Source organism: Streptomyces sp. NPDC008125, from assembly GCF_042957125.1.
GTDB lineage: Bacteria > Actinomycetota > Actinomycetes > Streptomycetales > Streptomycetaceae > Streptomyces.
Genome location: NZ_JBIBHR010000001.1, coordinates 214041 through 238918, shown reverse-complemented (window position 1 = coordinate 238918; position 24878 = coordinate 214041). Strand labels below are relative to the sequence as shown.

Below are 24878 nucleotides of genomic sequence, written 5' to 3'. Positions count from 1 at the left end.
CGGTCAGCTCCAGCAGGCGCAGGGCGCCGGCCGTTCCGAGAACGCCTTGTCGGCGTCCGGCGCGGCCTCGACCTGCCCTGCGGGCGGGGCGAGCGAGAAGTCCGCGGCGGGGTCGATCTCGTCGAAGGAGCCGAACAGGTGCGTACGCGGGAACCACGCGCCGAACGGCTTCGTCGACGCGCCGATGCCGATGAACTGGCTGCCCGTGGCCACGGCGGCCCGCACGTCCCACGGCCCGTCGCCGACGCACACCACCCGGTCGAAGCCCTCGCCCGCCTGGTGGATCGCCTCCCGGACCACGTGTTCCCGGAACGTGTGGTCACTGGCCGTGGACACCGGGCCGGACGCTTCCAACGGAGCCAGCTTCACCGCCGTGACCTCGCGCATGCCGCCGGTCGCGAACGCCACCGTGTAGCCGCCCGACGCCTCAAGGCCGCGCAGGAACGCGGCCGCGCCGGGGACCTGTTCGACCTTCTCGAGCTCGGTGGCGGCGACGAACCGGGCGTGCAGCCGGTCGGCGAACCACTGGGTCTCGGTCTCGTCGGGGAGCCGTCCCCTGTTGCGCCGGAAGACCTCCCGGAATATCCACGAGTCCGTGTGGTGGGCGTAACCGCCCCAGGCGGAGTCGATCTTTTCGAGTCCGCAGTCGCGCAGTGCGCTGTGGAAGGCCAGTTGGTGCGGGGCCACGCTGTCCAGCAGCGTCCCGTCGATATCGAAGACGATCAAGGTGCTCATGGCCTGCTCTCCTGGTCGTACGCGCTCGGAGATCTTGATCCTAGGGGAGGGTGGGAACCATGCGGGACGCTGTGAGCGGGCCCACTGCCCGCGGGGTGCGGCTGGGTGAAGAAGTCGTCACGGCCGCCGCGGAATTCGCCTCGGCCACGGGCACGACGGCCGAGCGCGTCCTGGGTCTGGCGTGCGCCGCTTTCGTCGCGCGCCTGTGCCGCACGGACGGTGCCGGGGGCGAGCCCCTGCCGGTGGCCCTGTTGCCCGACGGCGGCGCGGATGTGGTCGTCGGCCCCGTACCCCACGACGTCGCCGAAGCGCTCGACTCCCGCATCGAGGGGTTCGTCGCCGCCGCGCTCGCCGAGCCTCAACGGCCCCTTTCCGAAGTCGAGTTGGTCGACGACACCGAATGGGCCCTCCTCACCGCCTGGTCGGGGCCGGACCGGCCCCCGGTCGAGCAGCCGGTCCACCGGATGTTCGCCGCGTGGGCGCAGAAGCAGCCCGACGCCGTGGCGGTGTCCACGCACGATGCGGAGCTCACCTACCGGGAACTGCTGGAGTACGCCACCGGCATCGCCCGCGCACTGGCGGAGCGAGGCGTGCGCCCCGGCGATCCCGTGGGCATCCTGCTCGACCGCGGCCTGACGTCGGTCGCCGCGATGGTCGGTGTGGCGATGGCCGCGGCGACGGCCGTACCCCTCGACCCCGCCTACCCCGAGCCGCGTCTGCGGCTGATGATGTCCGGTCCGGGAGTCCGCACCACCCTCACCAGCGAGGCGCTCGCCGGGCGCGTACCGGTCGGCACCGCGCTGGTCATGGAGGGCATCGAGCCATCGGTGGCACCGCTGGAGCCGGCCGAGACCGAGGTCGCCACGGTGATGTACACCTCCGGATCGACCGGCACCCCCAAGGGGGTCCAGCTCACCCACCGCGGCATCGCCCGGCTGACCGCGGACGACCGTATCGACTTCGGGCCCGAGGACGTGGTCCTGCACCTGGCGCCCGCGACCTTCGACGCGGCGCTCCTCGAGGTGTGGTGTGCGCTGGCCCTGGGCGCGCGCCTTGACGTGGCCCCGGCCGGTCCGCTGACCCTCGGCGAACTGGCCGGCGTCGTCACCGGGCGAGGGATCACCGTGCTGTGGCTGACGGCCGGGCTCTTCCACCAGATGGCCGAGCACGAACCGGACGCCTTCTCGTCCGTGCGCCGGCTGTTCTCGGGCGGCGACGTCGTCTCCCCGCACCACGTGAACAGCCTGCTGACCCGGCACCCCGGACTCACCGTCGTCAACGGCTACGGACCCACCGAGAACACGACCTTCACCTGCTGCCACCTGATGCGTGAGCCGCTGCCCCCGGGCACCGCGACCGTACCGATCGGCACCCCGGTGCACAACACCAGGGTCTTCCTGGTCGACCGGGGCGGGCACCCGGTGCCACCGGGTGTCCCCGGCGAGCTGTGGGCCGAGGGCGCCGGGCTCGCGGCCGGCTACCTCGGTCTGCCCGAACAGTCCGCCGAGCGGTTCCGCGTCCCGGAGTCCGGGCGCCTGAGGGGCCTGCGCTGCTACCGCACCGGCGACCTGGCCCGCTTCCGCGCCGACGGCATCCTGGAGTTCCTCGGCCGCGAGGACGGCCAGGCCAAGGTCAACGGTCACCGGATCGAGCCGGGGGAGATCGAGCAGGCCATCCTCGCCCAGCCCGGCGTGCGCGGCGCCTGCGTCCTGGTGGAGACCGACGCCCTGGGGGGCAAGCGACTCGCCGCCCACATCGCAGGGGATGACACGTCACTGGCGAAAGCCGTGCGCGCGGCGCTGCGGGACTCGCTGCCCGCCTATCTGGTGCCCGCCCGCTACGTCGTCACCGAAAGACTTCCGCTGACCGTCAACGGAAAGACCGACAGAGCCCGGCTGCTGGCCGGAGAGAGCGAGCCCCGATGAGCACCACCGTCCGGCAGACCGTCGCCCAGATCTGGTCCGAGGTACTGGGCACCCCCATTGACGAGGAGTCCGACTTCTTCCTCCTCGGTGGCCACTCCCTGCTGGCCACCCAGATGGTGGCCCGCCTTGAGACCGCGCTCGGCGTCAAGGTCTCCATGCGCGAGGTCCTCGACCACGCCGAGTTCGGCGAGTTCGCCGACCTGGTCACCCAGCGCCTCGACACCGCCCCGCAGACCGCCTAGGAGCCATCGCACATGTCCGCACCGCTGCCGCTGCCCACCCTCAGCTACCAGGAGGGCAGACTCCTGATGGACGAGCGCAGCCGCGCCCTGGGCGTGCCGTCGATCCGCACGATCCCGCAGGCGTACCGGGTCCGCGGCCCGTTGGACCTGACGGTCCTCGACCGGGCGCTGGCCCTGCTGGCCGAGCGGCACGAGGCGCTGCGCACCCGCTTCACCAATCCGCGGGACCAGCTCCTGCACGCGGTCACCACCGTGCGCAGCGAGGTGTTCCGGGCGGACGACGAGGCGGGCGCGGTGGAGCGCGTCCGGACCGAGGCGGAGCGCCCCCTGCCCGCCGACCGGCCGGAGCGGCTGCGCGCGAGCGTGGTGCGCGTGGCCGAGGACGACCATTTCGTCGTCCTGACCTTCGACCACCTCGTGGTCGACGGGTGGGCACGAGGCGTCCTGACGGAGGAACTGTCGGCGATCTACTCCGCGCTCCACGCCGGCCGGGAGCCCAAGCTGCCGGAGACCGCCTACGCCTACCAGGACTACGTACGCGACCAGCGTGACCTGCTGACGGGCGAGAACGGCGCCCGGATGATGTCCTTCTGGCGCGAGCGGCTCGCCGGATCCGGGGCGATACCCCGGTTGGACGTGCCGAAGCAGGCCCCGGGTGCCGAGCCGGCCGGGGGCTACTCGACCCGCTCGCTGCCCGCCACGCTGGTGCGCGAGGTGCAGAGGTTCGCCGCCCGCGAGCGGGTCACCCTCTTCATGCTCGTTCTGTGCGCGCTCTACGTGGCGCTGCGGGAGCGCACCGGCAACGACGACCAGGCGGTGGCGGTCAACGTCTACAACCGCGAGACCGCGGGCCGCGAGAACCTGGTGGCTCCCCTCGCGGAACTGCTCGTGGTACGGACCGACCTGGCCGGCACGGACACCTTCCGTGACGCGCTGCGGAGGGTGCGTGAGGCGAGCCTCGACGCACAGGAGCACGGCGAGATTCCCTTCGCCGAACTGGTGAAGGCGTTCAACCCGGACCAGTACGCCCACCCTGACGCGCCCATCGGCGTGGTGCTCAACATGCTCTACGCACAACTCCACGGCCAAGGTTTGGACTTGGCACCCAGCACGACCACCCCCTTCCCGCTGTCCGACGAGGGCTTCCGTCCCCGCAGCGAACTCATGCTCGTGGGCGAATCGGACGCCGAACAGCTGACCCTCTCGGCGTACTACCAGGCCGACCGGCTGTCCGCGGACTTCATCTCAGGTCTGCTCGACCGTCTCGTGGAGTTGCTGGAAGCGGTCGTGGCCGATCCGCTGCTGCCGCTGGGGGGCTCCGGTGCTGCCTGAGCGTCGTGATGAAACGCTGCTGCGAGCGGCGTTCATCGTTTCGACAGCGGGTGAATGGGTGTTCCGGTTCGCCCTGCCCCTGCTGGTGCTCGACCTGACCGGTTCGGCGTTCTTCGCCGCCTTCACCTATGCGCTCGAATTCGTGCCGTACGTGTTGGTGGGTCTGGTCAGCGGGGTGGTCGCCGACCGGATGGACCGGCGCAAGCTCATGATCGGCTGCAACCTGAGTTCCTCGGTGGTGGTCGGCGGGATCGCGCTGCTCTGTCTGATGGAGCGGCCTCCCGTGGTAGCGGTCTACGTCGCCGCGTTCACCCTGTCGTGCGTGCGCCCGCTCTACTTCCCGGCGTTCCAGGGCTTCCTGGTCGACCGGGTGCCCGAGGAGCGGCGGGCCGTGATGAACGCGTGGGTGCAGGGCTCCGAGAGCCTGCTGAACATGCTCGGCCCGATCGTCGGCATCAGCGTGGTCGCCTTCCTCGGCCCGGCGGCGGCCAGCACGGTCAACGCGGTGGCGTTCGCCCTGTCCGCCCTGTGCATCGTCCTCACCGCCACATCCCCGGTCACCACCCTGACGACGCCCCTTCGCCAGGCGTTGCGCGGCCTGACCCCCGACCTGCTGACCGGCTTCCGGCTGCTGTTCGCCGACCCCGTGCTGCGATCCGGCACGATCCTGCTGACGCTGACCAACTTCGCCGTGCACGCGGTCGAGGCCAACCTGGTGTACGTCGTCACGGAGGTCACCGGCCAGTCCAAGTTCGCCCTGGGCCTGACCGTGGCGGCCCAGGGTGCGGGCGCGGTGGCGGGCGCCGCCGTGGTCCCGCGCCTGATGCGCCGGTTCGCCGAGGGCCCGCTGCTGTCCGTCGGGATGGGCGCACTCGCGGTGGCGCTGCTGCTGCCCATGACGACGGCGAACGTCCTGGTACTGGCCCCGGCCTGGGCCGTTGCCGGAGCGGCGACCTCGCTGATCGTGGTCGGCTGGTTCACCTACCGGCAGAAGGTCGTGGACGCCGAGTACATGGGCCGGGTGGTCGCGGTCAACCGGGCCATGTCGTTCACCGCCATCCTCCCGGCCGCCCTGCTCGGTGGCTGGATGGTCGCCGCCTTCCCCCCGGCTGTGCTCTTCCTCATCGCAGGGCTCGTGCAGGGGATAGCCTGGCTGTCGACTTTGTTCGGCCTGGTGGGGAAGGCGGGCCTGAACCGACCGAGCCTCGCCGTGGAATAGGACACGCGCCGCCGCCCTGCATACCGTGGAGTCATGACGGTCGGCACCGCTCGAGGTACTGGTGGTCGAGGTCCCTGCAGCCCACGACCGTTCACTGGGCTGCACGTGGGCCTTTGTCCTGAGCCGTTGCCGAGGTCTTCCCGGGCCGGTCTCGGGGCTTTCGGGTCCCGCGGTGCAGACAGTTGAGGTCGGTCAAAGAGCGGTCCCCGGGTGGGCAGGGATACCTGCCGCTGGTTGGTAACCAGCGGCAAGACGGGTGCTGGTGAGTATGACGATTTCCCTCTGCGGGGATGGATGGCAGTGCACTGCCATCCATCCCCACCCCCGTTATTCTTTTCTGGCAGACGGGAATGCGCTCTGGCCAGGCGGAGCAGCCGTGCCGATGACTGTCTGGAGGTCGAAGACGAGAACCAGCCAGTACCGCCGCAGAGTCGCGAGTTCGTGGAAGATCTGTCGGGAGATGACTGCTTCCTGCTCCATCGAGCTGTTGGATTCCCGCACAGTCAGAACAACTTGGTAGCGCTCGAACGGGATGCCTTTGTCCTCCTCGTACTCATGCTCCATTTCTAGTTCAAGTGTTGCGTCGCTCAGGCTTGCGACGTAATCCGCGGGCACGTTCACGGCGCGCCGCAGCCTCCCCCCACAAGCCAGCGCTACGTCTGCGACGAGGGCTTCCACAGGGTGACCGGGGTGGATGAAGATGCTGTGGTGGGAGGTCACAGTTCAGCTCCCTCAGGGGTAGGTGATGTCGTAGCCGTCGCCGACTATGCGGATGAAGTCCATCCGTCCGGGCGGATTGTTGCGCAGGAACTTACCCAGCCCCTCTTGTGCCGCTGACTCACTCAGTCCGCTCGCGCGTGCGTCGATGATGGCATGCCTGGCCTGGCCCTTCGCCGAGTTCAACTGGTTCTTCACCGTGTTTGCGGCGGCTCCCGGAACCAAGCTCTTGAACTCCGTCGGCACCCCGTTCACTTCGGAGTCGGCGGTCCTCACTCCTGGCACGGTCGATTCCTTGAGTGCCTTCACGTTCTTGCCCTCGGACACGAGGAGTTCGGCGATGCGCCCTTCGGCGTCGTTGAACGCCTTGGCACTGAGGTCGAGCTTGCCGCGCTTCGGCCCCAGACCCCCAGATTTCATGATGGACGTCTCGGTCTCGTACACACTTCGCCGCCACCCGGTCAGTCCTCCGAGTCCGGTGACAGCGAGCTGTTGGGTGAGTTCGTCGGCTGCTTCGGCGTAGAGGTCGGCGAGTGCGTCGCAGCCTTGTTGGCGGAGCATGTACTCGGCGCGGTAGAGGCGGTAGGCGGGGCGGACGGGGAGGTACTTGTCGAGGAAGGCGCCGGCGCCGCCGTTCTGGCCGGTGACGGCGTCGTAGGCGTCTCCGAGGAACTGGAAGGGTGCCTTCAGCCCCTGGAGGAAGCCCGAGCCGAAGTCGCCGAGGATCGCTCCCGGGCTGTTGGGGTCTTCGGGGGTGAGACCGCTGGGGTCGGTGAGCAGGGTGGGCTGGTTGTCGGCGTAGGCGTACGGGGACATGTAGGGGGTCGAGGCGCCTCGGGGCGCCGGGTCGGTGCTGGTGAAGCGGCCGGTGGCCGGGGTGTACTGGCGGGCGTGGAGGTCGAGGTTGCCGGTGGTGGTCTCGTAGCGGGCGCCGGTGTAGGAGGGGGTGCTTGAGGGTGCGCCTCCGGTGACGGTGCCCAGGACGCGGGTGCCGTAGGGGTCGTAGGCCCAGCGCTGGTGGAGGGTGCCGGTGCTGCTGGTGACGTCGAGCGGGGAGCCCTGGGTGTCGTGGTGGTAGTAGAAGACCGCGCCCGTGCCGGTTTTGGTGGCTGCGGGCTGGCCGAGGGGGTCGTAGCGGTACGACTGCTTGACGGTCCAGGCGCTGTCGTACTCGGTGGCGAGGATCGGCAGGGGGGCGTTGGGGTCCCACTGGGTGCGGCTGGTGACCGCGCCGTCCTTGAGCGTCGCGACCTGGTTGCCACTGGCGTCGTGGTCGTAGGCGTAGGTGGCACCTGCCACGGTGGCGGCGGAGATCTGTCCGGCCAGGTCGTAGGTGAAGGTGTTGGCGCCGGCCTTTGTCTGGTTGCCTTCCGCGTCGTACTCGTACGCGGTGGTGGTGGCACCGGCGGTGGTGGAGGTGAGCTGGTCGGCGTCGTCGTAGGCGAAACTGGTGGACGTCGCGCCGAGGGTGGAGGTCAGGCGGTTGCCGACCTTGTCGTAGGTGTAGGACGTGGTGCGGGTGGCGGCGCAGCCGGTGATCCAGGGCTGGGGGTAGCAGCCGGAGGTGAGGCGGCCCGCGGTGTCGTAGGTCTGGTCGTAGCCGCCGGTGCCGACTCCGGCCCGGGTGACGTCGACGCGGGTGGGCAGGCCGGCCGCCGACAGGGTCAGTGCGGTCCTGGTGACCGTCGTGCCCGCCTTGGCGGAGGTGACGGCGGTGACGCGGCCCGCCCGGTCGTAGGTGCGCTCCTCTGTCTCCGTGTTGGGCAGCGCTGTCTTGGTGAGGTTGCCGGCAGCGTCCGAGGTGTAGGTGGTGGTGGCACCGTCGGCCGTCATCGTGGCGGTGCGGCCGTCGTTGTCGTAGGTGTAGCCGATGGTGTTGCCGTCGGAGTACTTGCGGGTGAGCATCTGCCCGGCGGCGTCGTAGGTGTAGGCGAAGCCGCGGGTCTTGGTGAGGTCGCCGACCGTGCTGTAGACGAAGTCCTCGGAGATCCTCGCGTTGGCGCGGGCGGTCATCTGTCCGGCGTCGTCGTAGCCGAAGGTGACGTCCGGCGTGCCGTCCGAGTAGTCGATCTTGGTGACCAGGCCGCGGACGTCGTACGTCCGGGTCGTTGAGCCGCGGGGCGTCGTCACCTTCACCGGATTGCTGTCCGCGTCGTACGCGTACGTCGTCGCCCGGTCCAGCGGGTCGGTGACCGACGTCAGGCGGTGCGCCGCGTCGTAACCGTAAGTGGTGACATGGCTGTTGGCGTCGGTGCGACCGGTCATGTTGCCGACCGTGTCGTAGCCGTAGGTGGTGGCCGCGCCGCCGGGAGCGGTGACGGTGGTCAGCTGGTCGAGCTTGTTATAGCTGTAGGTGGTGGCGCGCTGGTCGGCGTCCGTGCTTCGGGTGACGTTGCCGACGGCGTCGTACTCGGTCCTGGTCGCGTTGCCGAGCGGGTCGGTGACGGTGGTCGGGTTGCCCGACGGGTCGTAGTCGTAGGTGGTGGTGTACTGGGCGGGGGAGGCGCCGGTCGCGTTGCCGCGTGGGTCGACGGCGGTGGCCTGGCGGCCGTCGTCGTCGTAGGTCCAGCTCTCTTTGTTGCCCAGGGGTGAAGTGTTGCTGAGCAGGTGCCCGTCGGCGTCGTAGGTGTAGGTGGTGGTCTTGCTCAGCTGGTTGGTGCTGCTGGTCAGCTGGTTGTTCTTGTCGTAGACGGAGAGAATCGTCTTGCCTGCGGCGTCGGTGACCTTGGTGACGTTGTCGTTGGCGTCGTACGTGTAGGCGGTGGTGTGGCCCAGCTGGTCGGTGTTCACCAGTGGCCTGTTGATCGCGTCGTAGGTCGTGGTGGTGAACGCGCCGGTGGGGCCGGTGACCTTGGTGCTGTTCCCTGCGGCGTCGTAGGCGTAGTTCGTGGTGTGGGCGGCCGGGTCGTTGCCTGTGACGTTGCCGCGCGGCGAGACGCTGGTGAGCAGGCGTCCCACCTTGTCGTAGGTGTAGGTGGTCTTGTTGCCGGCGGCGTCCGTCTCGGAGGCGAGGTGTCCGGCGGCGCTGTAGGTGCGGGTGATGAACGTGCCCGCCGGGTCTGTCGTTCGGGTCAGGTGCCCGGCGTCGTCGTAGGCGAATGCAGTGGTGTCGCCGTCGGGGTTCTTCGCGGTGAGGAGCTGTTCCGCACCGTTGTAGGTGTAGGTCGTGGTGCGGTCCAGCGGGTCGGTGGCCGAGCTGAGCAGCCCTCGCCCGTCGTAGGCGTACGTCGTCGTGTAGGCGGTGGGGTCGGCGCTGGTGGCGTTGCCACGCGGGTCCGTCTTCGTCAGGATCCGCCCGGCCGCGTCGTAGGTGAACGTCGCCTTCTCACCCAGGGGCGTGGTCACCGACGTGCGGTTCCCGGCTGTGTCGTAGCCGTACGTGGTGACCTTGCCCCGCGGCGTCTTCACCGTCTGGATGGCGCCGAGCGTCGTGTACGTGTAGACGGTGGTGCCGCCGAGCGGGTCGGTGGTGGTCGTCAGCTGGTTGGACGTGTTGTACGCGTAGGTCGTCTTGTTGCCGCGGCCGTCGGTATGGCTGGTGATGTTGCCCGAGGAGTCGTACGTCCAGATCTCCTTGTAGCCGAGCCCCGACGGCGAACTGCGCGTGAGCATGCGGCCGGCGCTGTCGTACGTCATCGACGTGGTGTTGCCGCGCTGGTCTGTGATGCCCACGGGCCGCAGATTGCGGTCGTAGTCGTAGGTGATGCTCTTGCCGTACGGGTCGATGGTCGACATGAGGACGTTGCCGGAGTACACGTCGGTCCACACGCCGCCGTCGGGCGCCGTGGTGTGCGACTCGCGACGGCCGTCCCAGGTGAACGTGGTCGTCTTGCTGTTCTGGTCGGTCTGGGAAGTGATCCGGCCTGCGGTGTCGTAGGTGTTGCTGACCTTGCCGCCTGCGGGGTCGGTGTAGGACGACAGCCGATTGTTCGCGTCATACGTATAGGAAGAGGTCTTTCCGGCGGGATCGGTCACCGAGGTCAGCAGACCACCGGTGTAGCCGTAGGACACCGACGTCGTGTCCGGCAGGGCCACCTTGGTCAGGAGTCCGTCCGTGCCGACCGTGAACGTCGTCGTGCGTCCGGCGGCGTCCTTGACGGAGGCGAGCTTGCCGGACACGTACGTCAGGTTCAGCCCCTTTCCTGCCTTGTCCACGACGGAAACGAGCTGACCACCGCTGGTGAAGGTCCGCTTGGTGTGGTCGGGCGTGGTCAGGATGTAGGCATCGGTGCCTTTGACCAGCTTGGCCGCCGACCCGGCCGGAGCTTTGTACGTCCCGTCGCTGTTCTGCGTGAACACGAACGACGCCCCGTCGTCCGCCCGGTAGGTGACCTTTCCCGTCGCGACTGTGAGCTTCGAGTCGAACGGTGTCGCCCAGCCGCGTCCCAGCAGGCCCGCTACGGTCGAGTCGGAACGGTACGTCCGCTCCAGGGCAAAGGGCACACCTGGGCCGACCAGGGACGCGTCGGTGAGCTGTTCGAAGAACATGCCGGTCGCCGTGTTGACCGGGTCCGCACGGTGAGCCTGCGCATAGCAAGTACAGATGCCCGCCTGCGCTCCAGGGATGTCGGGCGTGTAGAAGGCTTCCACCAGCGGCGAGGTGGTTCCGCCCGGACTCGAAGACCCGTCCGTGCCGGTGAGGAAGATCCAGGCGTAGTACTTCTTACCGTCCTCGAGATGCCCCCCGAGCGTGCTGCCGCTCCACCAGAAGCACTGGTCGGCGGGATAGGCGTTGCTCGGCCACCACCCGTAGCACCAGGCACCGTTGTCGAGATAGCGGCCCGAAGGGTCACCGGTGGCGCGCTTGATCTCCTGCTGGTGGACGTAGTTCCCCGCCTCGTCGCGGACATAGAGCCACATCCCGGACACCTGGGATGCCGTCGTGCCCGTCGGCAGCTGCAGTTGCCCGCCGATCGACAGCATTGCCGGGTAGGCGGTGGCGTACGCGCTGACCCAAGACGGATTTCCCGTTGCCTGCGCGCCGAAGGGCGATGCCAACTTGCCGGCGGCCGGGCCCCGCTCGGCGGGCTCGGTGGGACGGGGGTGCGGTGTGCCGGTCGGCTTTTCTGCGCGCGGGTCGATGTAGTTGTGCACGGGCGACAGCTCGTCCCGGTCCCGCTTCACCTGCTGGCGTCTTTCGGCCAGCGTCATGGCCTTGGGCGGCTTCGGGAGGTCTTTCGCGGTTCTCGCCGCGGCCGTCCGTATGGCAGCCGATGGGGGTATGGAGGTCTGTTGGCCTCCTGGGGAGGCCCAGGAGGGGATGACCCCTGCGACAGCCAGGAGAGCCAGAGCCAGGAGTGTCGTGAGGAGTCTTCGCGCTTGTGTGCGCACAGTGCATCACCCGTGAGTAAGTCGTGAAAAGAGTCGGGGTGATGCTTGATCCAAAAGCGGATCGAACTAACGCACGACGGGGGGTGGGGCTGGATTCCGACGTGTAGCGCCGAACGGTGCCCGGAGTGTCCCCTGGTCACGGGGTCAACCGGGCGTCCCACGGTGGGCGATTGGCGTGAACACGCCGTCCTGTCCTGGAGGCGGTAGTTGAACACCCGGAGAGCTGTCGGCCAAGCCTGGGTTTCTGTCCGGAGGCCGGCGTGGTTGTGGCGGCTGGCGGGGGAGCGAAAGATACGCCTCGTTCGCGGGCCTTGCCTGCTGTCGACTGGAGCTTTGAGTGGCGCTGTGGCTTCTCGGGCCGTGGGCGGCCGGGTGCTGTCAACTGTCTTTGGTGACGCCCCCGGCCGGGCGGTCGGTGCCTACCCCATGGGCCGGCGCGAGGCGGCTGGGGACAGGGTCGGATGCGCCGAGCGATCACCGTCGACGGCAAGGTGCTGAAGGGATCGGTGGGCTGGCGGCCGGAGCCGGCGGGGTGGACCCGATGGGTGACATGCCTTGGGCGGCCCGTTCGCCGGCTGTCGGCCATGGTGCTTGTTTGACGCTCCAGGCAGCCGCACGTAGGACAGCGAGCTGAGGGAGTGGTCTCTGACCTGGGCTTTTGTGTCGCGTGCTCAGGCCGACATCTTTTCGATGACTCCCAATGAAGAGCGCGGTGCACGGAAGACGTCGCTCCTGGTTCAAAGTCCCAGAAAAGTCCCAGGGACTCCGTCACACCCCGCCTCGACTCGCATTTGTGCAGCTCAGAAGGGGTGTGACGGTGTCACTTTTGCAGGCTTTCAGATGTCCCGGAAGATCTCGATCTGCGCCCCGACCGAGTTGAGCCGCTCCGCCAGCTCCTCGTAACCGCGGTTGATCACGTAGACGTTGCGGAGTACGGAGGTCCCCTCGGCCGCCATCATCGCGAGCAGCACGACGACAGCCGGACGGAGTGCCGGCGGGCACATCATCTCGGCGGCGCGCCAGCGGGTCGGACCCTCCACGAGGACGCGGTGCGGGTCGAGGAGCTGGAGGCGGCCGCCGAGGCGGTTGAGGTCGGTCAGGTAGATGGCGCGGTTGTCGTAGACCCAGTCGTGGATCAGCGTCTGGCCGTGCGCGGAGGCGGCGATGGCCGCGAAGAACGGCACGTTGTCGATGTTCAGGCCGGGGAACGGCATCGGGTGGATCTTGTCGATCGGCGCCTCCAGCTTGGAGGGCCGCACGGTGAGGTCCACCAGCCGGGTACGGCCGTTGTCCGCCGCGTACTCGGTGGTACGGGCGCAGTCCACGCCCATCTCCTCCAGTACGGCGAGCTCGATCTCCAGGAACTCGATCGGCACCCGGCGGATCGTCAGCTCCGACTCCGTCACGACGGCCGCGGCCAGCAGGCTCATCGCCTCGACCGGGTCCTCGGAGGGGGAGTAGTCGACGTCCACGTCGATCTGCGGCACGCCGTGGACGGTCAGCGTCGTCGTACCGACCCCGTCCACCCGTACGCCCAGGGCCTCCAGGAAGAAGCAGAGGTCCTGGACCATGTAGTTGGAGGACGCGTTGCGGATGACGGTGGTGCCGTCGTGCCGGGCGGCGGCGAGCAGCGCGTTCTCGGTCACCGTGTCGCCGCGCTCGGTCAGCACGATGGGGCGGCCGGGGGTGACCGTGTGGTCGATCTGCGCGTGGTAGAGGCCGTCCGTCGCCGCGATCTCCAGGCCGAAGCGGCGCAGCGCGATCATGTGCGGCTCGATCGTGCGGGTCCCGAGATCGCAGCCGCCGGCGTACGGCAGCTTGAACTGGTCCATGCGGTGCAGCAGCGGGCCCAGGAACATGATGATCGAACGGGTGCGGCGCGCGGCGTCGGCGTCGATCGCCTCCATGTCCAGCCGTGCGGGCGGCACGATCTCCAGGTCCACGCCGTCGTTGATCCAGCGGGTGCGGACACCGATGGAGTTGAGGACCTCCAGGAGCCGGAAGACCTCTTCGATGCGGGCCACGCGGCGCAGCACGGTGCGGCCCTTGTTGAGGAGAGAGCCGCAGAGCAGGGCGACGCAGGCGTTCTTGCTCGTCTTGACGTCGATGGCGCCCGAGAGCCGTCGGCCGCCGACGACCCGCAGGTGCATGGGCCCGGCGTACCCGAGCGACACGATCTCGCTGTCGAGAGCCTCGCCGATGCGGGCGATCATCTCAAGGCTGATGTTCTGGTTGCCGCGCTCGATGCGGTTGACGGCGCTCTGGCTGGTGGCGAGAGCCTCGGCCAATTGCGTCTGTGTCCAGCCCCGGTGCTGACGGGCGTCACGGATGAGCTTGCCGATGCGTACGAGGTAGTCGTCTGACATGTCGGCAGGCTATCTCACATATGAGATGTGCGTACGTTCGGGCGGGGCGTTCGGGTGAAATGGTGACAAGGGTGTCGCACGGCCGTCCGTGGCACCGGGACGGGCCCGCCCGGGATTCCGGGTCCCCGCCGCGGGGGAACCGCCGCCCAAGGGGTGAACGTGACCCGCCGTCAGGGTTGCACGAACGCTCCATGAACGCATGGCCACCCGCCCAGCACGGGGACGCCGGCGGATTCGCGTCGCCCGTGTCCCGGGCCGCCGGGCCTCGGCACGGCCCGCCGGCTTGCGGCAGCGCCCCGGCGGTGCCCGCCCCGGCGGTGCCGGCCCCGGCGGTGCTCGCCCCGGCGGGCAACGCGCACGTCCACTGGCACGTCGCCGGGTTGCCGCCCGGCGTTCCGTACGCCGAGCAGCAGTTCCACGCCCTGATGGCCGAGAACGGCGTGCTGCGCCGCTCCCCGGCCGACGAGCGGCGGCTCGGGCGGCGGATCAGGGAGGCGATCGGAGATGGGGCCGGGGATGCGGTCGCCGGGGCGGTCCCGGACCGTACGCCGGGCTGAGCCGTTGGGGTGACGGCGGACGGGCGGCGGCGGGCCGAAGACCACCGGGGCGACCGGGGTACGGGCGGCGTAGGATGCGGAACCCGGTCACCCCGGCCCGGGACCATCCGACGGAGGGCGAACGTGCTGATCACTGTCCCGGACGTGGAAGCCGCGGCCGAACGGATCGCCGGCCATGTCGTACGGACCCCGACGGTGCCGAGCCCCGGGCTGTCCGCACTCCTGGGCGCGCCCGTCACCGCGAAACTGGAACTCCTGCAGCGCACCGGCTCCTTCAAGGCGCGCGGCGCGACCGCGAAGCTGCTCACGCTCGGCGGGGCACAACGGGCCGTCGGCGTCGTGGCGGTGAGCGGCGGCAACCACGGCATCGCGGTCGCGGTCATGGCCGGCGCGCTGGGCATCGAGGCGACCGTGGTCATGCCGCGGTCCGCCCCCGGCCGCGCCGTGGACATCGCCGAGGCCTCCGGGGCGAGCGTCGTCCTCGCCGACACCATGCACGACGCGTTCGCCCTCGTGGACGAGTTCCGGGCCAAGGGGCTCACCCTGGTCCACCCCTTCGACGACCCCGTCGTCATCGCCGCGCAGGGCACGGTCGGCCTGGAGCTCGCGGAGGACGCCGGGGAGCTCACCGACGTACTCGTCAGCATCGGCGGCGGGGGGCTCATCGCCGGGATCGCCACCGCGCTGCACGCGCGCCGTCCCGGTGTACGGGTCTGGGGCGTGGAGACCGAGGGCGCGCGAGCCATGTCGGCGGCCCTGGCCTCCGGCGGACCGGTGCCGGTCAAGCTGTCGTCGATCGTCTCGACCCTGAGCGCCCCCAGCGCCTCGCAGCTCACCTACGAGCATGTCTCGGCCCTGGTCACCGACGTCCTCACGGTGACCGACGCCGAGGCCGTGCAGGGCGTTCTCGACCTGGCCGACCACGCGAAGCTCTGGGCCGAGCCCGCCGCCGGATGCCTGCTGCCCGCAGCACGCCAGGTGCTGGAGCGCGTCGGCGGGGGTGCCAGGATCGGCCTGGTGGTCTGCGGAGGCAATGCGTCCGCCGCCGACATGACCGCCTGGGCCGAGCGCTTCGGTCTGCGCTGACCGTACGGGCCCGGCCAGTGGCGCCAGGTGGCGTACCGACCGCCCCAAGGGGCGGAGAAACCGAGGCGACCGGGGTGGAGCTCGGCCCGGTCGTTCTCGCCTTCGCCGTCCTCGTGGCGTTCGGTGACCGGGCCGAAGACCACGCCGTCAGCGGCCGGCCGGAACGGACGGATGGCGATGTCCCCGTACTCGCGCCGGGAAAGGCCGTCGAGAAGCGCCGCCATCCGTCCCTCCGCCCGGGAGGGGACGGAGTCCGCGCCGCAGGGGCGCCGCTGCTGCTCGGCCCACGTGCCCGCGCACCGGACGTCCGAGCCGACGTGCCGGCCCCCAGAGCCGAAACGGCGGAGCACGGCGTAGAGCCGTTTGTTCTCCTCCCACCCGTCCCCGCGCCCGACCCCGGCCGGGAAGGCATAGGTGATCGAAGCGAAGGACCGGCCTTCCGCGTACCGCCCCAGGTCCCGGTGCGGTGGCCGGGCTCGCGGGCGATGGGGATGAGCTCGGGGACTGCCATGGCGGAACCTTGGACACGGGCGGAAAAGCCTGGTGCGGCGGGGAGTTCGGGTTCTCACGGGAGTCCCGCCGCGGCGTGCACCGGTGAGCCGGGCCGAGGTGACAGTGTCAGAAGGGTGGTTCGGCGGTGAAGGCGTCGGCCCAGGGCGCGTCGATCGGTTCGGGTGGTCCGGTCTGCGGGCGTCGCTGGAGGATTTCCACCGCTTCCTCGATACGGCCGAGGCGAATGAGGTGCTCCGCGCGCCGTGAGGCGTTGGAGGCCGGGTGCTGTTCGAGCACCGTCACGGCTTCCTCGGTCCGGCCCGCGTCGGCGAGCAGGTCCGACAGGGACAGAGCCGCGTACCAGCTACCGCCCTCGGGGTGCGCACGGGCCTGCTCGATCGCTTCGTCGAGCAGGCCGCAGCCGGCCATGAGCGGGAGTCGCATGCGGAAGAAGTCCCAGTCCTCCCTGGAGCCGTGGCGCGCCTTGACGGCGTCGAGGTACGCCAGACCGTCGCGCGGACGGCCCTGGTCGGCGTAGAGGTCGCACAGGATGTCGACGACCCAGTCGTCCGCGCCGCCGGGCCGGTCGGCGAGCTCGCGAACCACTTCGATCGCCTCCTCGCCCCGCCCCTGCCGGACCAGGAGTCGGGACAGGGGGAAGGCCACGTGCCCCATGCCGCCGGACTCGGCGGCGAACGTCCGGTAGGCGCCGATCGCCCCCTCCACGTCGTCGTGCCGCTCCAGCACTTCGGCCAGGCGCTTCGCGGCGTGCCCATGGTCCTCCACGGCGGCGTACGCGCGCAGTTCGTCGATCCTGTCGTGCCTGGCCAGCAGGTCGGCCAGCGCGTCGCGGTCGTTGACCGAGGTGATGCTCCGTCGCTGCAGCAGGGCGATCGCCTCCTCGATCCTGCCCTGCCGTTCCCGCACCGCTGCGAGCAGGGAGAGCGCGTTCCACGGGTCCGTCCGGACGTTCCCGCAGTCGGGGTCGTCGCAGGCCGGGACGGTCGCTTCCACCCGGGCCTCCAGCAGTGCCGCGGCCTCCTCGTCGCTGCCTGCGGCTGCGGCGACGTCGACCAGGCAGTCCGCGAGGAACCAGTCCTCGATTCCGGGCCGCAGCAGTGCGAACGCCTCGGCGCCCCGGCCGTGGCGGGCCAGGAGGCGGGCGAGGAAGTCCAGGACGATCCTGTCCCCGGTGTCCGCGTACGGGCGGCACAGCGCAATCGCCTCTTCGGCCCTTCCCCAGCCCTCCAGCAGCTCGGCCCGGACCTGGGCGGCCGGCCACCAGCCTGTCGCGACATAGGGGGCGAGTGTCTCCAGTGCCCGCTCGCGCTCTCCCCGCGCTCCGAGCAGCCGCGCCCACTCCCGTGCGCAGAACCACTCGCCGCGACCGGCCTGGAGCTCCACTGCTCCCTCGTGGCCGAGTTCGAGGAGGCGGGTGACCACCGCCGGAGGTATGCATCCGGACAGGGTCCGGATCTGACGTTCGAGCTCAGCAGTGTCCATGGTCCCGCACCCTAAGGGCTTGCCGGAGAACAACATGTGGGCCAACAGTGCGCTGACCTGCGAGCGCAGGTCGCAGAACCCGCAGGTTATTTCCCGGCAAGCGCTTAGGATCTCCAGCCCGGGACCTCTCAGCCGGATCACACTCCTGGGCGGCCGGTAGGTTGCCCGTCATGACTGCGTTGGGACCCGTCCCCTGGCCGCCTGCCCCGATTCGGACCGAGCGGCTCGTGCTCCGCGAGTCCGAGCCCCGCGACCGTGCGGCGTTCGTCGAGTTGTTCGCCTCGCCGGAGGTGCGCACGCACCTCGGTGGGCCTCGGCCCCGTGACGAGCTCGAACGCGCGGTGCCGGAACTGCCCGGCCGTCGCCCCGGCCTTTTCGTGATCGATCTCGGCGGAGCGATGATCGGCACGGTCTCGCTCGACCGGCGTGACGCGGAGCGTCCGGGACACCTCGGTCCGGACGCCGGGGAGGCCGAGCTCGGCTACATACTCCTGCCGGAGGCGTGGGGGAGCGGATATGCCGCCGAGGCGTGCGCCGCTGCCCTCCGCTGGTTCGCCGGGGCGTTTCCCGGCGAGCCGTGGTGCTCTGCACCCGGACGGCCAACGACCGCTCGATGCGCCTCGCGGCGAAGCTGGGGTTCACCGAGGTGGGGCGGTTCGAGGAGTGGGGCGCGGAGCAGTGGTTCGGCGTGTCGTCCCCGGCCGGGGCGTCCGGCTGAGCGCGGGCCGGGGCTTCGCCTCCGGAACGGTCCCGGGATCGGGTGCCGGCCGCCGGGTCCGGGCAGGACGGCGGATCGTCACCGCCGACGGGACCGGAACGACCGGGTCCGGCGTCGGCCTCGACCGGCGGGTGCCGGTTTCCGGGCCGAACGCGAGGGGACGCCGGGATCGGGCACCCGGTGAACACGGGCGCCCGGGCATGACCGTTCGACGGCGATGTACTAGAGTTATCTCGACATCGAGATATCTGCCGAGGCGCACCGCAGCCGCCGTTCGGTAAGGGTTACCTAACTAATCCTTACCTTAGCGGATCGGCGAGAGGTCGTAGGCGGCACCACACGGCGCCCGCCGTGAGTGAGGCGCGGCGCGGTAGTACGCGCACATTGATGAAGGAGACTGTCGTGTCGGCGAACAGCTTCGACGCCCGCAGCACGCTGCGCGTGGGCGACGAGTCGTACGAGATCTTCCGGCTGGACAAGGTGGAGGGCTCCGCTCGCCTCCCGTACAGCCTGAAGGTGCTGCTGGAGAACCTCCTCCGCACCGAGGACGGCGCGAACATCACCGCCGACCACATCCGGGCGCTGGGCGGCTGGGACTCCCAGGCCCAGCCGAGCCAGGAGATCCAGTTCACGCCGGCCCGCGTGATCATGCAGGACTTCACCGGCGTTCCCTGCGTCGTGGACCTCGCCACCATGCGTGAGGCCGTGAAGGAGCTCGGCGGCGACCCGGCGAAGATCAACCCGCTGGCCCCGGCCGAGCTGGTCATCGACCACTCCGTCATCGCCGACAAGTTCGGCACCAACGACGCGTTCGCCCAGAACGTCGAGCTGGAGTACGGCCGCAACAAGGAGCGCTACCAGTTCCTGCGCTGGGGCCAGACCGCCTTCGACGAGTTCAAGGTCGTCCCCCCGGGCACCGGCATCGTGCACCAGGTCAACATCGAGCACCTGGCCCGTACGGTCATGGTCCGTGGCGGCCAGGCGTACCCCGACACCCTCGTCGGCACCGACTCGCACACCACGATGGTCAACGGCCTCGGCGTGCTGGGCTGGGGCGTCGGCGGCATCGAGGCCGAGGCCGCGATGCTCGGCCAGCCGGTCTCCATGCTCATCCCGCGCGTCGTCGGCTTCAAGCTGACCGGCGAGCTGCCGGCCGGCACCACCGCCACCGACCTCGTCCTCACGATCACCGAGATGCTGCGCAAGCACGGCGTCGTCGGCAAGTTCGTCGAGTTCTACGGTGAGGGCGTCGCCGCCACCTCACTGGCCAACCGCGCCACCATCGGCAACATGTCGCCGGAGTTCGGCTCCACCGCCGCGATCTTCCCGATCGACGACGAGACGCTGAACTACCTGCGTCTGACCGGCCGTGACGCCCAGCAGGTCGCGCTCGTCGAGGCGTACGCCAAGGAGCAGGGCCTCTGGCTGGACCCGGCCGCCGAGCCGGACTTCTCCGAGAAGCTGGAGCTCGACCTCTCCACGGTCGTCCCCTCCATCGCCGGCCCGAAGCGCCCGCAGGACCGCATCGTCCTCGCCGACGCCAAGGCGCAGTTCGCCCAGGACGTGCGCAACTACGTCTCGGACGACGAGGAGTCGGGCAAGGAGTCCTTCCCGGCCTCCGACGCCCCGGCCGCCTCCAACGGCGTCCCGTCGAACCCGACCACGGTCACGGCCCCCGACGGCACCACGTACGAGATCGACCACGGCGCCGTCACCGTCGCCGCGATCACCTCCTGCACCAACACCTCGAACCCGTACGTCATGGTCGCCGCGGCGCTCGTGGCGAAGAAGGCGGTCGAGAAGGGCCTGACCCGCAAGCCGTGGGTCAAGACCACCCTCGCCCCGGGCTCGAAGGTCGTCACCGACTACTTCGACAAGGCGGGCCTGACGCCGTACCTCGACAAGGTCGGCTTCAACCTCGTCGGCTACGGCTGCACCACCTGCATCGGCAACTCCGGCCCGCTGCCGGAAGAGGTCTCCAAGGCGGTCAACGAGCACGACCTGGCCGTCACCTCGGTGCTCTCCGGCAACCGCAACTTCGAGGGCCGGATCAACCCCGACGTCAAGATGAACTACCTGGCGTCCCCGCCGCTGGTCGTCGCGTACGCCATCGCCGGTTCGATGAAGGTCGACATCACCAAGGACGCCCTCGGCGTCGACCAGGAAGGCAAGCCCGTCTTCCTGGCGGACATCTGGCCGTCCGAGGCCGAGGTGAACGACGTCGTCGCCAACTCCATCGGCGAGGACATGTTCAACAAGTCCTACCAGGACGTCTTCGCGGGCGACGCCCAGTGGCAGGCGCTGCCGATCCCGACCGGCAACACCTTCGAGTGGGACTCCGAGTCCACCTACGTCCGGAAGCCCCCGTACTTCGAGGGCATGACGATGGAGACGACCCCGGTCGAGGACATCACCGGCGCCCGGGTGCTCGCCAAGCTCGGCGACTCGGTCACCACCGACCACATCTCCCCGGCCGGTGCGATCAAGGCCGACACCCCGGCCGGCAAGTACCTCACGGAGCACGGCATCGAGCGTCGTGACTTCAACTCCTACGGCTCGCGCCGTGGCAACCACGAGGTCATGATCCGCGGCACGTTCGCCAACATCCGCCTGCGCAACCAGATCGCGCCGGGCACCGAGGGCGGCTTCACCCGCGACTTCACGCAGGCCGACGGCCCCGTGTCGTTCATCTACGACGCCTCCCAGAACTACCAGGCCGCCGGCACCCCGCTGGTCATCCTCGCGGGCAAGGAGTACGGCTCCGGCTCGTCCCGCGACTGGGCCGCCAAGGGCACCGCGCTGCTGGGCGTCAAGGCCGTCATCGCCGAGTCGTACGAGCGCATCCACCGCTCGAACCTCATCGGCATGGGCGTCCTGCCGCTGCAGTTCCCGGAGGGCCACACCGCCGAGACCCTCGGTCTCACCGGCGAGGAGACCTTCTCCTTCACCGGCGTGACCGTGCTGAACGACGGCACCACCCCGCGCACCGTCAAGGTCACCACCGACACCGGTGTCGAGTTCGACGGCGTCGTCCGCATCGACACGCCCGGCGAGGCCGACTACTACCGCAACGGCGGCATCCTGCAGTACGTGCTCCGCAGCCTGATCCGCAAGTAGGCCCGAGCGGCACGCACCGCGCGCCGCGTGAAGCCGACGAAGGGGCCGCACCACCCCGGACGAGAGTCCGGCGGGGGTGCGGCCCCTTCCGCGTCCCTGTCGATCTCCCGTAGGGTGCGCGCCGGTTGCCGCGGCCGACGCCGCGGCGGAGAGGCGGTCGGAACGTGGAACCCGGCACAGTGGCACAGGAGCGGTCGATACGGGAGCGGCTGGCGGGCGCGGCGCGGGCCGTACTGGGCGGAGCGCGGAGGCTGGAGGCGGTCGAGCGGGTCACGGGCGGCAGCAAGAAGGGCGTGTACCGCCTGCTCATGGACGACGCGACGACGGCGGTCGCCTACCTGTGGGACGAGGCCGAGAACTACTGGCCCGCCGCCGAGGGCGACGACGACCTCACCGACCCGTTCTCGCCCGGCCTCGGGATCGATCTGTTCCACGCAGCGCACGCGCGTCTGGACGCCCTCGGCGTCCGCGTCCCGGCGCTCCGCCTCCTCGACCGCGACGGCGCCCACGGCGGGGGCGGTCTCGCGATCGTCGAGGACCTCCGGGGGGAGAGCCTGGAAGAGCTGCTGGCGCGCGACCGGCACGCGGCCGGTCCGGTCATGGACCGGCTCGCGGAGTCGCTGACGGCGATGCGGGGCCACCGGGCACCGGCGTACGGCAAGGTGGCCGTGGTGGACGGCGGTGGAACCTCGCGCGGGTCCTCGTGCGAGGAGGTCGTCCTCGCCCGCGCGCTGCGCGACCTCACCGAGGCCGCCTCGCGCGACCCCCGGGTCGCCGACGCCCGCGACCGGCTGGAGGAGCGGCTGCTCGGCCTGGCGTCGGCGGTGCGGCCGCGCGCGCGGTACGCGGTCGTCCACGGCGAACTTGGCCCCGACCACGTGCGGGTGGACGTGGACGGCAACCCCGTGGTGATCGACATCGAGGGGGTGATGTACTTCGACGTCGAGTGGGAGCACGTGTTCCTGCGCATCCGCCTGCACGAGGCCTACAAGCCGCTGGAGGCGGACGATCTGGACGAGGACCGGCTCGCGCTTTACCTGCTCGCCCAGCGGCTCTCGCTGACGGCGGGCCCGCTGCGCCTGCTCGACGGGGACTTCCCCGACCGGGCCTTCATGGCGGGCATCGCCGAGTACAACCTCAAGCAGGCGCTGGAGCTGGTCCGTCCCTGAATCCCCGCCGCCGCAGGGCACAGGGCATACGGGAAACGGGGCCGCCCCGCGTGTTCAGCACACGCGGGACGACCCCGTTCGGAGGCCCGGCCCGACCGGGACCGGAGAGGAAGCCCCTACTTCCGGTGCGCCTTGATCAGCTCCTGGTACCAGCGGTAGCTGTCCTTCGGGGTGCGCTCCTGGGTGTCGTAGTCGACCCGGATGATCCCGAACCGCTTCGCGTACCCGAGGGCCCATTCGAAGTTGTCCAGCAGCGACCAGACGTAGTAGCCCTGGACCTCCACCCCGGCGTCCATGGCGGCCTTGAGCGCCGTCAGGTGGTCGCGCAGGTACTCGACGCGGTCCGTGTCGTGCACGGCGCCGTCCGCGTCGACGGTGTCGTACTCGGCCGAGCCGTTCTCCGTGATGTGGATGGGCGGCAGGGCGTCGCCGTAGGTCTTCTTCAGATCCGTCAGCAGATCGGTGAAGGTCTCCGGCACGACCGGCCAGCCCATCGCGGTGCGGCGGACGTCCGGGTACTCCGTCTCGCGGAGCCGGTTGTCGGTCGCCACCCGCAGCGCCGGGTCGGCCTCGCGGTACGGGGCGTCGGCGACGACGATCGGCCGGTAGTAGTTGATGCCCAGGAAGTCGAGCGGCTGGGAGATCAGCTCCAGGTCGCCGTCGAGGCGGAAGTCCTGGCCGGTGATCAGCTCGCCCCAGGTCTCCTCGTCGCTCGCCGGGTAACGGCCCGCGAGGATCGGCTCGGTCCACACCAGGTTGTGCTGGGTGTCCGCGCGGAGCACCGCACCGCGGTCCGCGTCGGTGTCGGCCGCCGGGAGGTTGCGGTCCAGATTGAGGGTGATGCCCGCGTCGCGGACGCCCGCGGCGCGCAGCGCCTTCATGGCCAGACCGTGGCCGACCAGCAGATGGTGCGCGGCGGCCAGCGCGCCGGTGCCCTCCTTGGCGCCCGGGGCGTGCCGGCCGACGGAGTAGCCGAGGAAGGCGCTGCACCAGGGCTCGTTGAGGGTGATCCAGCGCGGCACCCGGTCGGCCAGGTGCTCGGCCACGATCGAGGTGAACTCGCCGAAGCGCTCCGCCGTCTCGCGGACCCGCCAGCCGCCCTTGTCCTCCAGGGCCTGCGGAAGGTCCCAGTGGTAGAGGGTGGCGGCCGGCTCGATGCCCGCTTCGAGGAGGTTGTCGACCAGACGCGAATAGAAGTCCAGGCCCTTGGCGTTGGCCGGGCCACTGCCGGTCGGCTGGATGCGCGGCCAGGCTATGGAGAAACGGTACGAGTCCACGCCCAGGTCGCGCAGGAGCGCCACGTCCTCGGGGTAGCGGTGGTAGTGGTCGCAGGCCACGTCACCCGTGTCGCCGCCGTCCGTACGTCCCGGCGTGTGGCTGTAGGTGTCCCAGATCGAGGGGCCGCGGCCGTCCTCGGCCACCGCGCCTTCGATCTGGTACGACGCGGTGGCCGCACCGAACACGAAACCCGGAGGGAAGACAGGGAACTCACTCATGAAAAGCCCTTACTTGACCGAGCCGCCGGTGATCCCGGCAGCGATGTACTTCTGGGACAGGACGAGCAGCACGGCCGCCGGGATCGCCGACAGCACCGCCGCGGACATGACCGAGCCCCAGTCTCCGACGTGCGCACCGATGTACTGGTAGATGCCGAGGGTGATCGGCTTCACGTCGTCCGTTGTGTTCAGTGTGAGGGCAAACATGAAGTCGCTCCAGGCATACAGGAACGAGAACAGTCCAGCGGTGATCAGGGAGTTGCGGCTCATCGGCAGAACGACCTGGACAAAGGTGCGGAACTTGCCCGCGCCGTCGACCTCGGCCGCCTCGATGACCTCGCGCGGGATCGCGACCATGAACGAGCGCATCAGCACGATCGCGAACGGGATGCCCAGCGAGGCGTCCGCCAGCATCAGACCGGCGTACGAGTTGACCAGCCCGAGGTCCACGTAGGCGCTGTACAGGGCATTGGCGATGACGATGCCGGGGACCATCTGCGTGATCAGGGTGCCGAACACGACGGTCTTCGTGCCGCGCAGCTTGAACTGGGCGAGCCCGTAGGCGGCCGGCGCCGAGAACGCGAGGCAGATGACCACGGCGCCGAGCGCGACGCCGAGCGAGGTCAGCAGGTGGCCGCCCTGCTCCTTGAACGCGGAGCTGAAGCCCGAGAAGTCCAGGCTGTGCGGGACCGGGGAGACCTCCAGCAGACCGGACTCCGGCTGGAGCGCCGTGTTGACCATCCAGTAGAGCGGGAAGAGCATCACGCAGAGGATGACGATGCCGATGATCGTCGCGCCCCAGCGGCGCTTCGGCCGGTTCTCGGCCGGGCTGCCCGGAGTGCGGGCCGAAACGGCGGGAGTGGTGGTCGCCAT

The 24878-nt window shown here is 70.0% G+C and carries 15 protein-coding genes and 1 pseudogene; 9 read left to right on the top strand and 7 right to left on the bottom strand.

What is annotated here, in order from left to right; translation table 11 throughout:
* Positions 1-3: 3 nt before the first annotated feature.
* Complete coding sequence (locus tag ACFZAX_RS00990) at positions 4-735, bottom strand: HAD family hydrolase (protein ID WP_390957770.1); 732 nt, start codon at positions 733-735, stop codon at positions 4-6.
* A 71-nt stretch (positions 736-806) separates the two neighbouring features.
* Between ACFZAX_RS00990 and ACFZAX_RS00985 the strand changes: the two genes are divergently transcribed.
* Genes ACFZAX_RS00985 through ACFZAX_RS00970 form a run of 4 tightly spaced genes read left to right on the top strand, consistent with a single transcriptional unit; the run spans position 807 to position 5453 of the window.
* Entirely contained in the window at positions 807-2660 is a 1854-nt protein-coding gene (locus ACFZAX_RS00985; RefSeq protein ID WP_390957768.1) for an amino acid adenylation domain-containing protein, read from the top strand.
* Positions 2657-2902: a phosphopantetheine-binding protein gene (locus tag ACFZAX_RS00980; RefSeq protein ID WP_390957767.1), complete on the top strand. Its 246-nt coding sequence runs from the start codon at positions 2657-2659 to the stop codon at positions 2900-2902. The genes ACFZAX_RS00985 and ACFZAX_RS00980 overlap by 4 nt, the downstream gene beginning before the upstream one ends.
* Before the next feature lie 12 nt (positions 2903-2914).
* Complete coding sequence (locus ACFZAX_RS00975; protein ID WP_390957765.1) at positions 2915-4234, top strand: condensation domain-containing protein; 1320 nt, start codon at positions 2915-2917, stop codon at positions 4232-4234.
* The gene (locus ACFZAX_RS00970; RefSeq protein WP_390957763.1) at positions 4224-5453 is read left to right on the top strand and encodes an MFS transporter; all 1230 of its coding nucleotides are present in this window, start codon (positions 4224-4226) and stop codon (positions 5451-5453) included. Before ACFZAX_RS00975 ends, ACFZAX_RS00970 begins: the two co-directional genes overlap by 11 nt.
* 327 nt (positions 5454-5780) lie before the next feature.
* Here ACFZAX_RS00970 and ACFZAX_RS00965 read toward each other — a convergent pair whose 3' ends face one another.
* The 3 genes from ACFZAX_RS00965 to ACFZAX_RS00955 form a co-directional block, all read right to left on the bottom strand.
* Entirely contained in the window at positions 5781-6173 is a 393-nt protein-coding gene (locus ACFZAX_RS00965) for a hypothetical protein (protein ID WP_014153392.1), read from the bottom strand.
* Positions 6174-6185: 12 nt separating this feature from the next.
* Complete coding sequence (locus tag ACFZAX_RS00960) at positions 6186-11321, bottom strand: DUF6531 domain-containing protein (RefSeq protein WP_390957761.1); 5136 nt, start codon at positions 11319-11321, stop codon at positions 6186-6188.
* Positions 11322-12337: 1016 nt separating this feature from the next.
* A complete protein-coding gene (locus tag ACFZAX_RS00955) occupies positions 12338-13867 on the bottom strand; it encodes a UDP-N-acetylglucosamine 1-carboxyvinyltransferase (RefSeq protein WP_390957759.1) in 1530 nt (509 codons plus the stop codon).
* Between the two features lie 191 nt (positions 13868-14058).
* On the opposite strand from ACFZAX_RS00955, the gene ACFZAX_RS00950 reads away from it, so the two are divergent.
* Entirely contained in the window at positions 14059-14424 is a 366-nt protein-coding gene (locus ACFZAX_RS00950; RefSeq protein ID WP_390957757.1) for a hypothetical protein, read from the top strand.
* A gap of 126 nt (positions 14425-14550) precedes the next feature.
* Positions 14551-15510: a pyridoxal-phosphate dependent enzyme gene (locus ACFZAX_RS00945; protein ID WP_390958390.1), complete on the top strand. Its 960-nt coding sequence runs from the start codon at positions 14551-14553 to the stop codon at positions 15508-15510.
* 618 nt (positions 15511-16128) lie between these two features.
* Here ACFZAX_RS00945 and ACFZAX_RS00940 read toward each other — a convergent pair.
* The gene (locus ACFZAX_RS00940) at positions 16129-17505 is read right to left on the bottom strand and encodes a tetratricopeptide repeat protein (protein ID WP_390957755.1); all 1377 of its coding nucleotides are present in this window, start codon (positions 17503-17505) and stop codon (positions 16129-16131) included.
* 170 nt (positions 17506-17675) lie between these two features.
* On the opposite strand from ACFZAX_RS00940, the pseudogene ACFZAX_RS00935 reads away from it, so the two are divergent.
* From ACFZAX_RS00935 to ACFZAX_RS00925, 3 genes and pseudogenes are all read left to right on the top strand, one after another.
* Positions 17676-18223 (top strand): annotated as a pseudogene (locus ACFZAX_RS00935) (GNAT family N-acetyltransferase).
* Between the two features lie 402 nt (positions 18224-18625).
* Positions 18626-21340, top strand: coding sequence for an aconitate hydratase AcnA (acnA, locus tag ACFZAX_RS00930; RefSeq protein WP_390957754.1), 2715 nt, complete (start codon positions 18626-18628; stop codon positions 21338-21340).
* 293 nt (positions 21341-21633) lie between these two features.
* Positions 21634-22509, top strand: a complete 876-nt coding sequence (locus ACFZAX_RS00925; protein WP_390958389.1) for a phosphotransferase family protein — start codon at positions 21634-21636, stop codon at positions 22507-22509.
* 116 nt (positions 22510-22625) lie between these two features.
* Here the strand turns inward: ACFZAX_RS00925 and ACFZAX_RS00920 are convergent, their stop codons facing one another.
* Together ACFZAX_RS00920 and ACFZAX_RS00915 are read right to left on the bottom strand one after the other, a co-directional pair.
* Complete coding sequence (locus ACFZAX_RS00920; RefSeq protein ID WP_390957753.1) at positions 22626-24005, bottom strand: GH1 family beta-glucosidase; 1380 nt, start codon at positions 24003-24005, stop codon at positions 22626-22628.
* Between the two features lie 9 nt (positions 24006-24014).
* Positions 24015-24878 (bottom strand): ABC transporter permease subunit, encoded by an 864-nt coding sequence (locus ACFZAX_RS00915; protein WP_390957751.1) that lies wholly within the window; start codon positions 24876-24878, stop codon positions 24015-24017.

Excerpts from the sequence above, each read along its gene's own strand:
- ACFZAX_RS00950 (WP_390957757.1), top strand. The coding sequence starts at position 14,059 with ATGAACGCATGGCCACCCGCCCAGCACGGGGACGCCGGCGGATTCGCG.
- ACFZAX_RS00940 (WP_390957755.1), bottom strand. The coding sequence starts at position 17,505 with ATGGACACTGCTGAGCTCGAACGTCAGATCCGGACCCTGTCCGGATGC.
- ACFZAX_RS00915 (WP_390957751.1), bottom strand. The coding sequence starts at position 24,878 with ATGGCGACCACCACTCCCGCCGTTTCGGCCCGCACTCCGGGCAGCCCG.
- ACFZAX_RS00960 (WP_390957761.1), bottom strand. The coding sequence starts at position 11,321 with ATGACGCTGGCCGAAAGACGCCAGCAGGTGAAGCGGGACCGGGACGAG.
- ACFZAX_RS00980 (WP_390957767.1), top strand. The coding sequence starts at position 2,657 with ATGAGCACCACCGTCCGGCAGACCGTCGCCCAGATCTGGTCCGAGGTA.
- ACFZAX_RS00975 (WP_390957765.1), top strand. The coding sequence starts at position 2,915 with ATGTCCGCACCGCTGCCGCTGCCCACCCTCAGCTACCAGGAGGGCAGA.
- ACFZAX_RS00920 (WP_390957753.1), bottom strand. The coding sequence starts at position 24,005 with ATGAGTGAGTTCCCTGTCTTCCCTCCGGGTTTCGTGTTCGGTGCGGCC.
- ACFZAX_RS00990 (WP_390957770.1), bottom strand. The coding sequence starts at position 735 with ATGAGCACCTTGATCGTCTTCGATATCGACGGGACGCTGCTGGACAGC.
- ACFZAX_RS00955 (WP_390957759.1), bottom strand. The coding sequence starts at position 13,867 with ATGTCAGACGACTACCTCGTACGCATCGGCAAGCTCATCCGTGACGCC.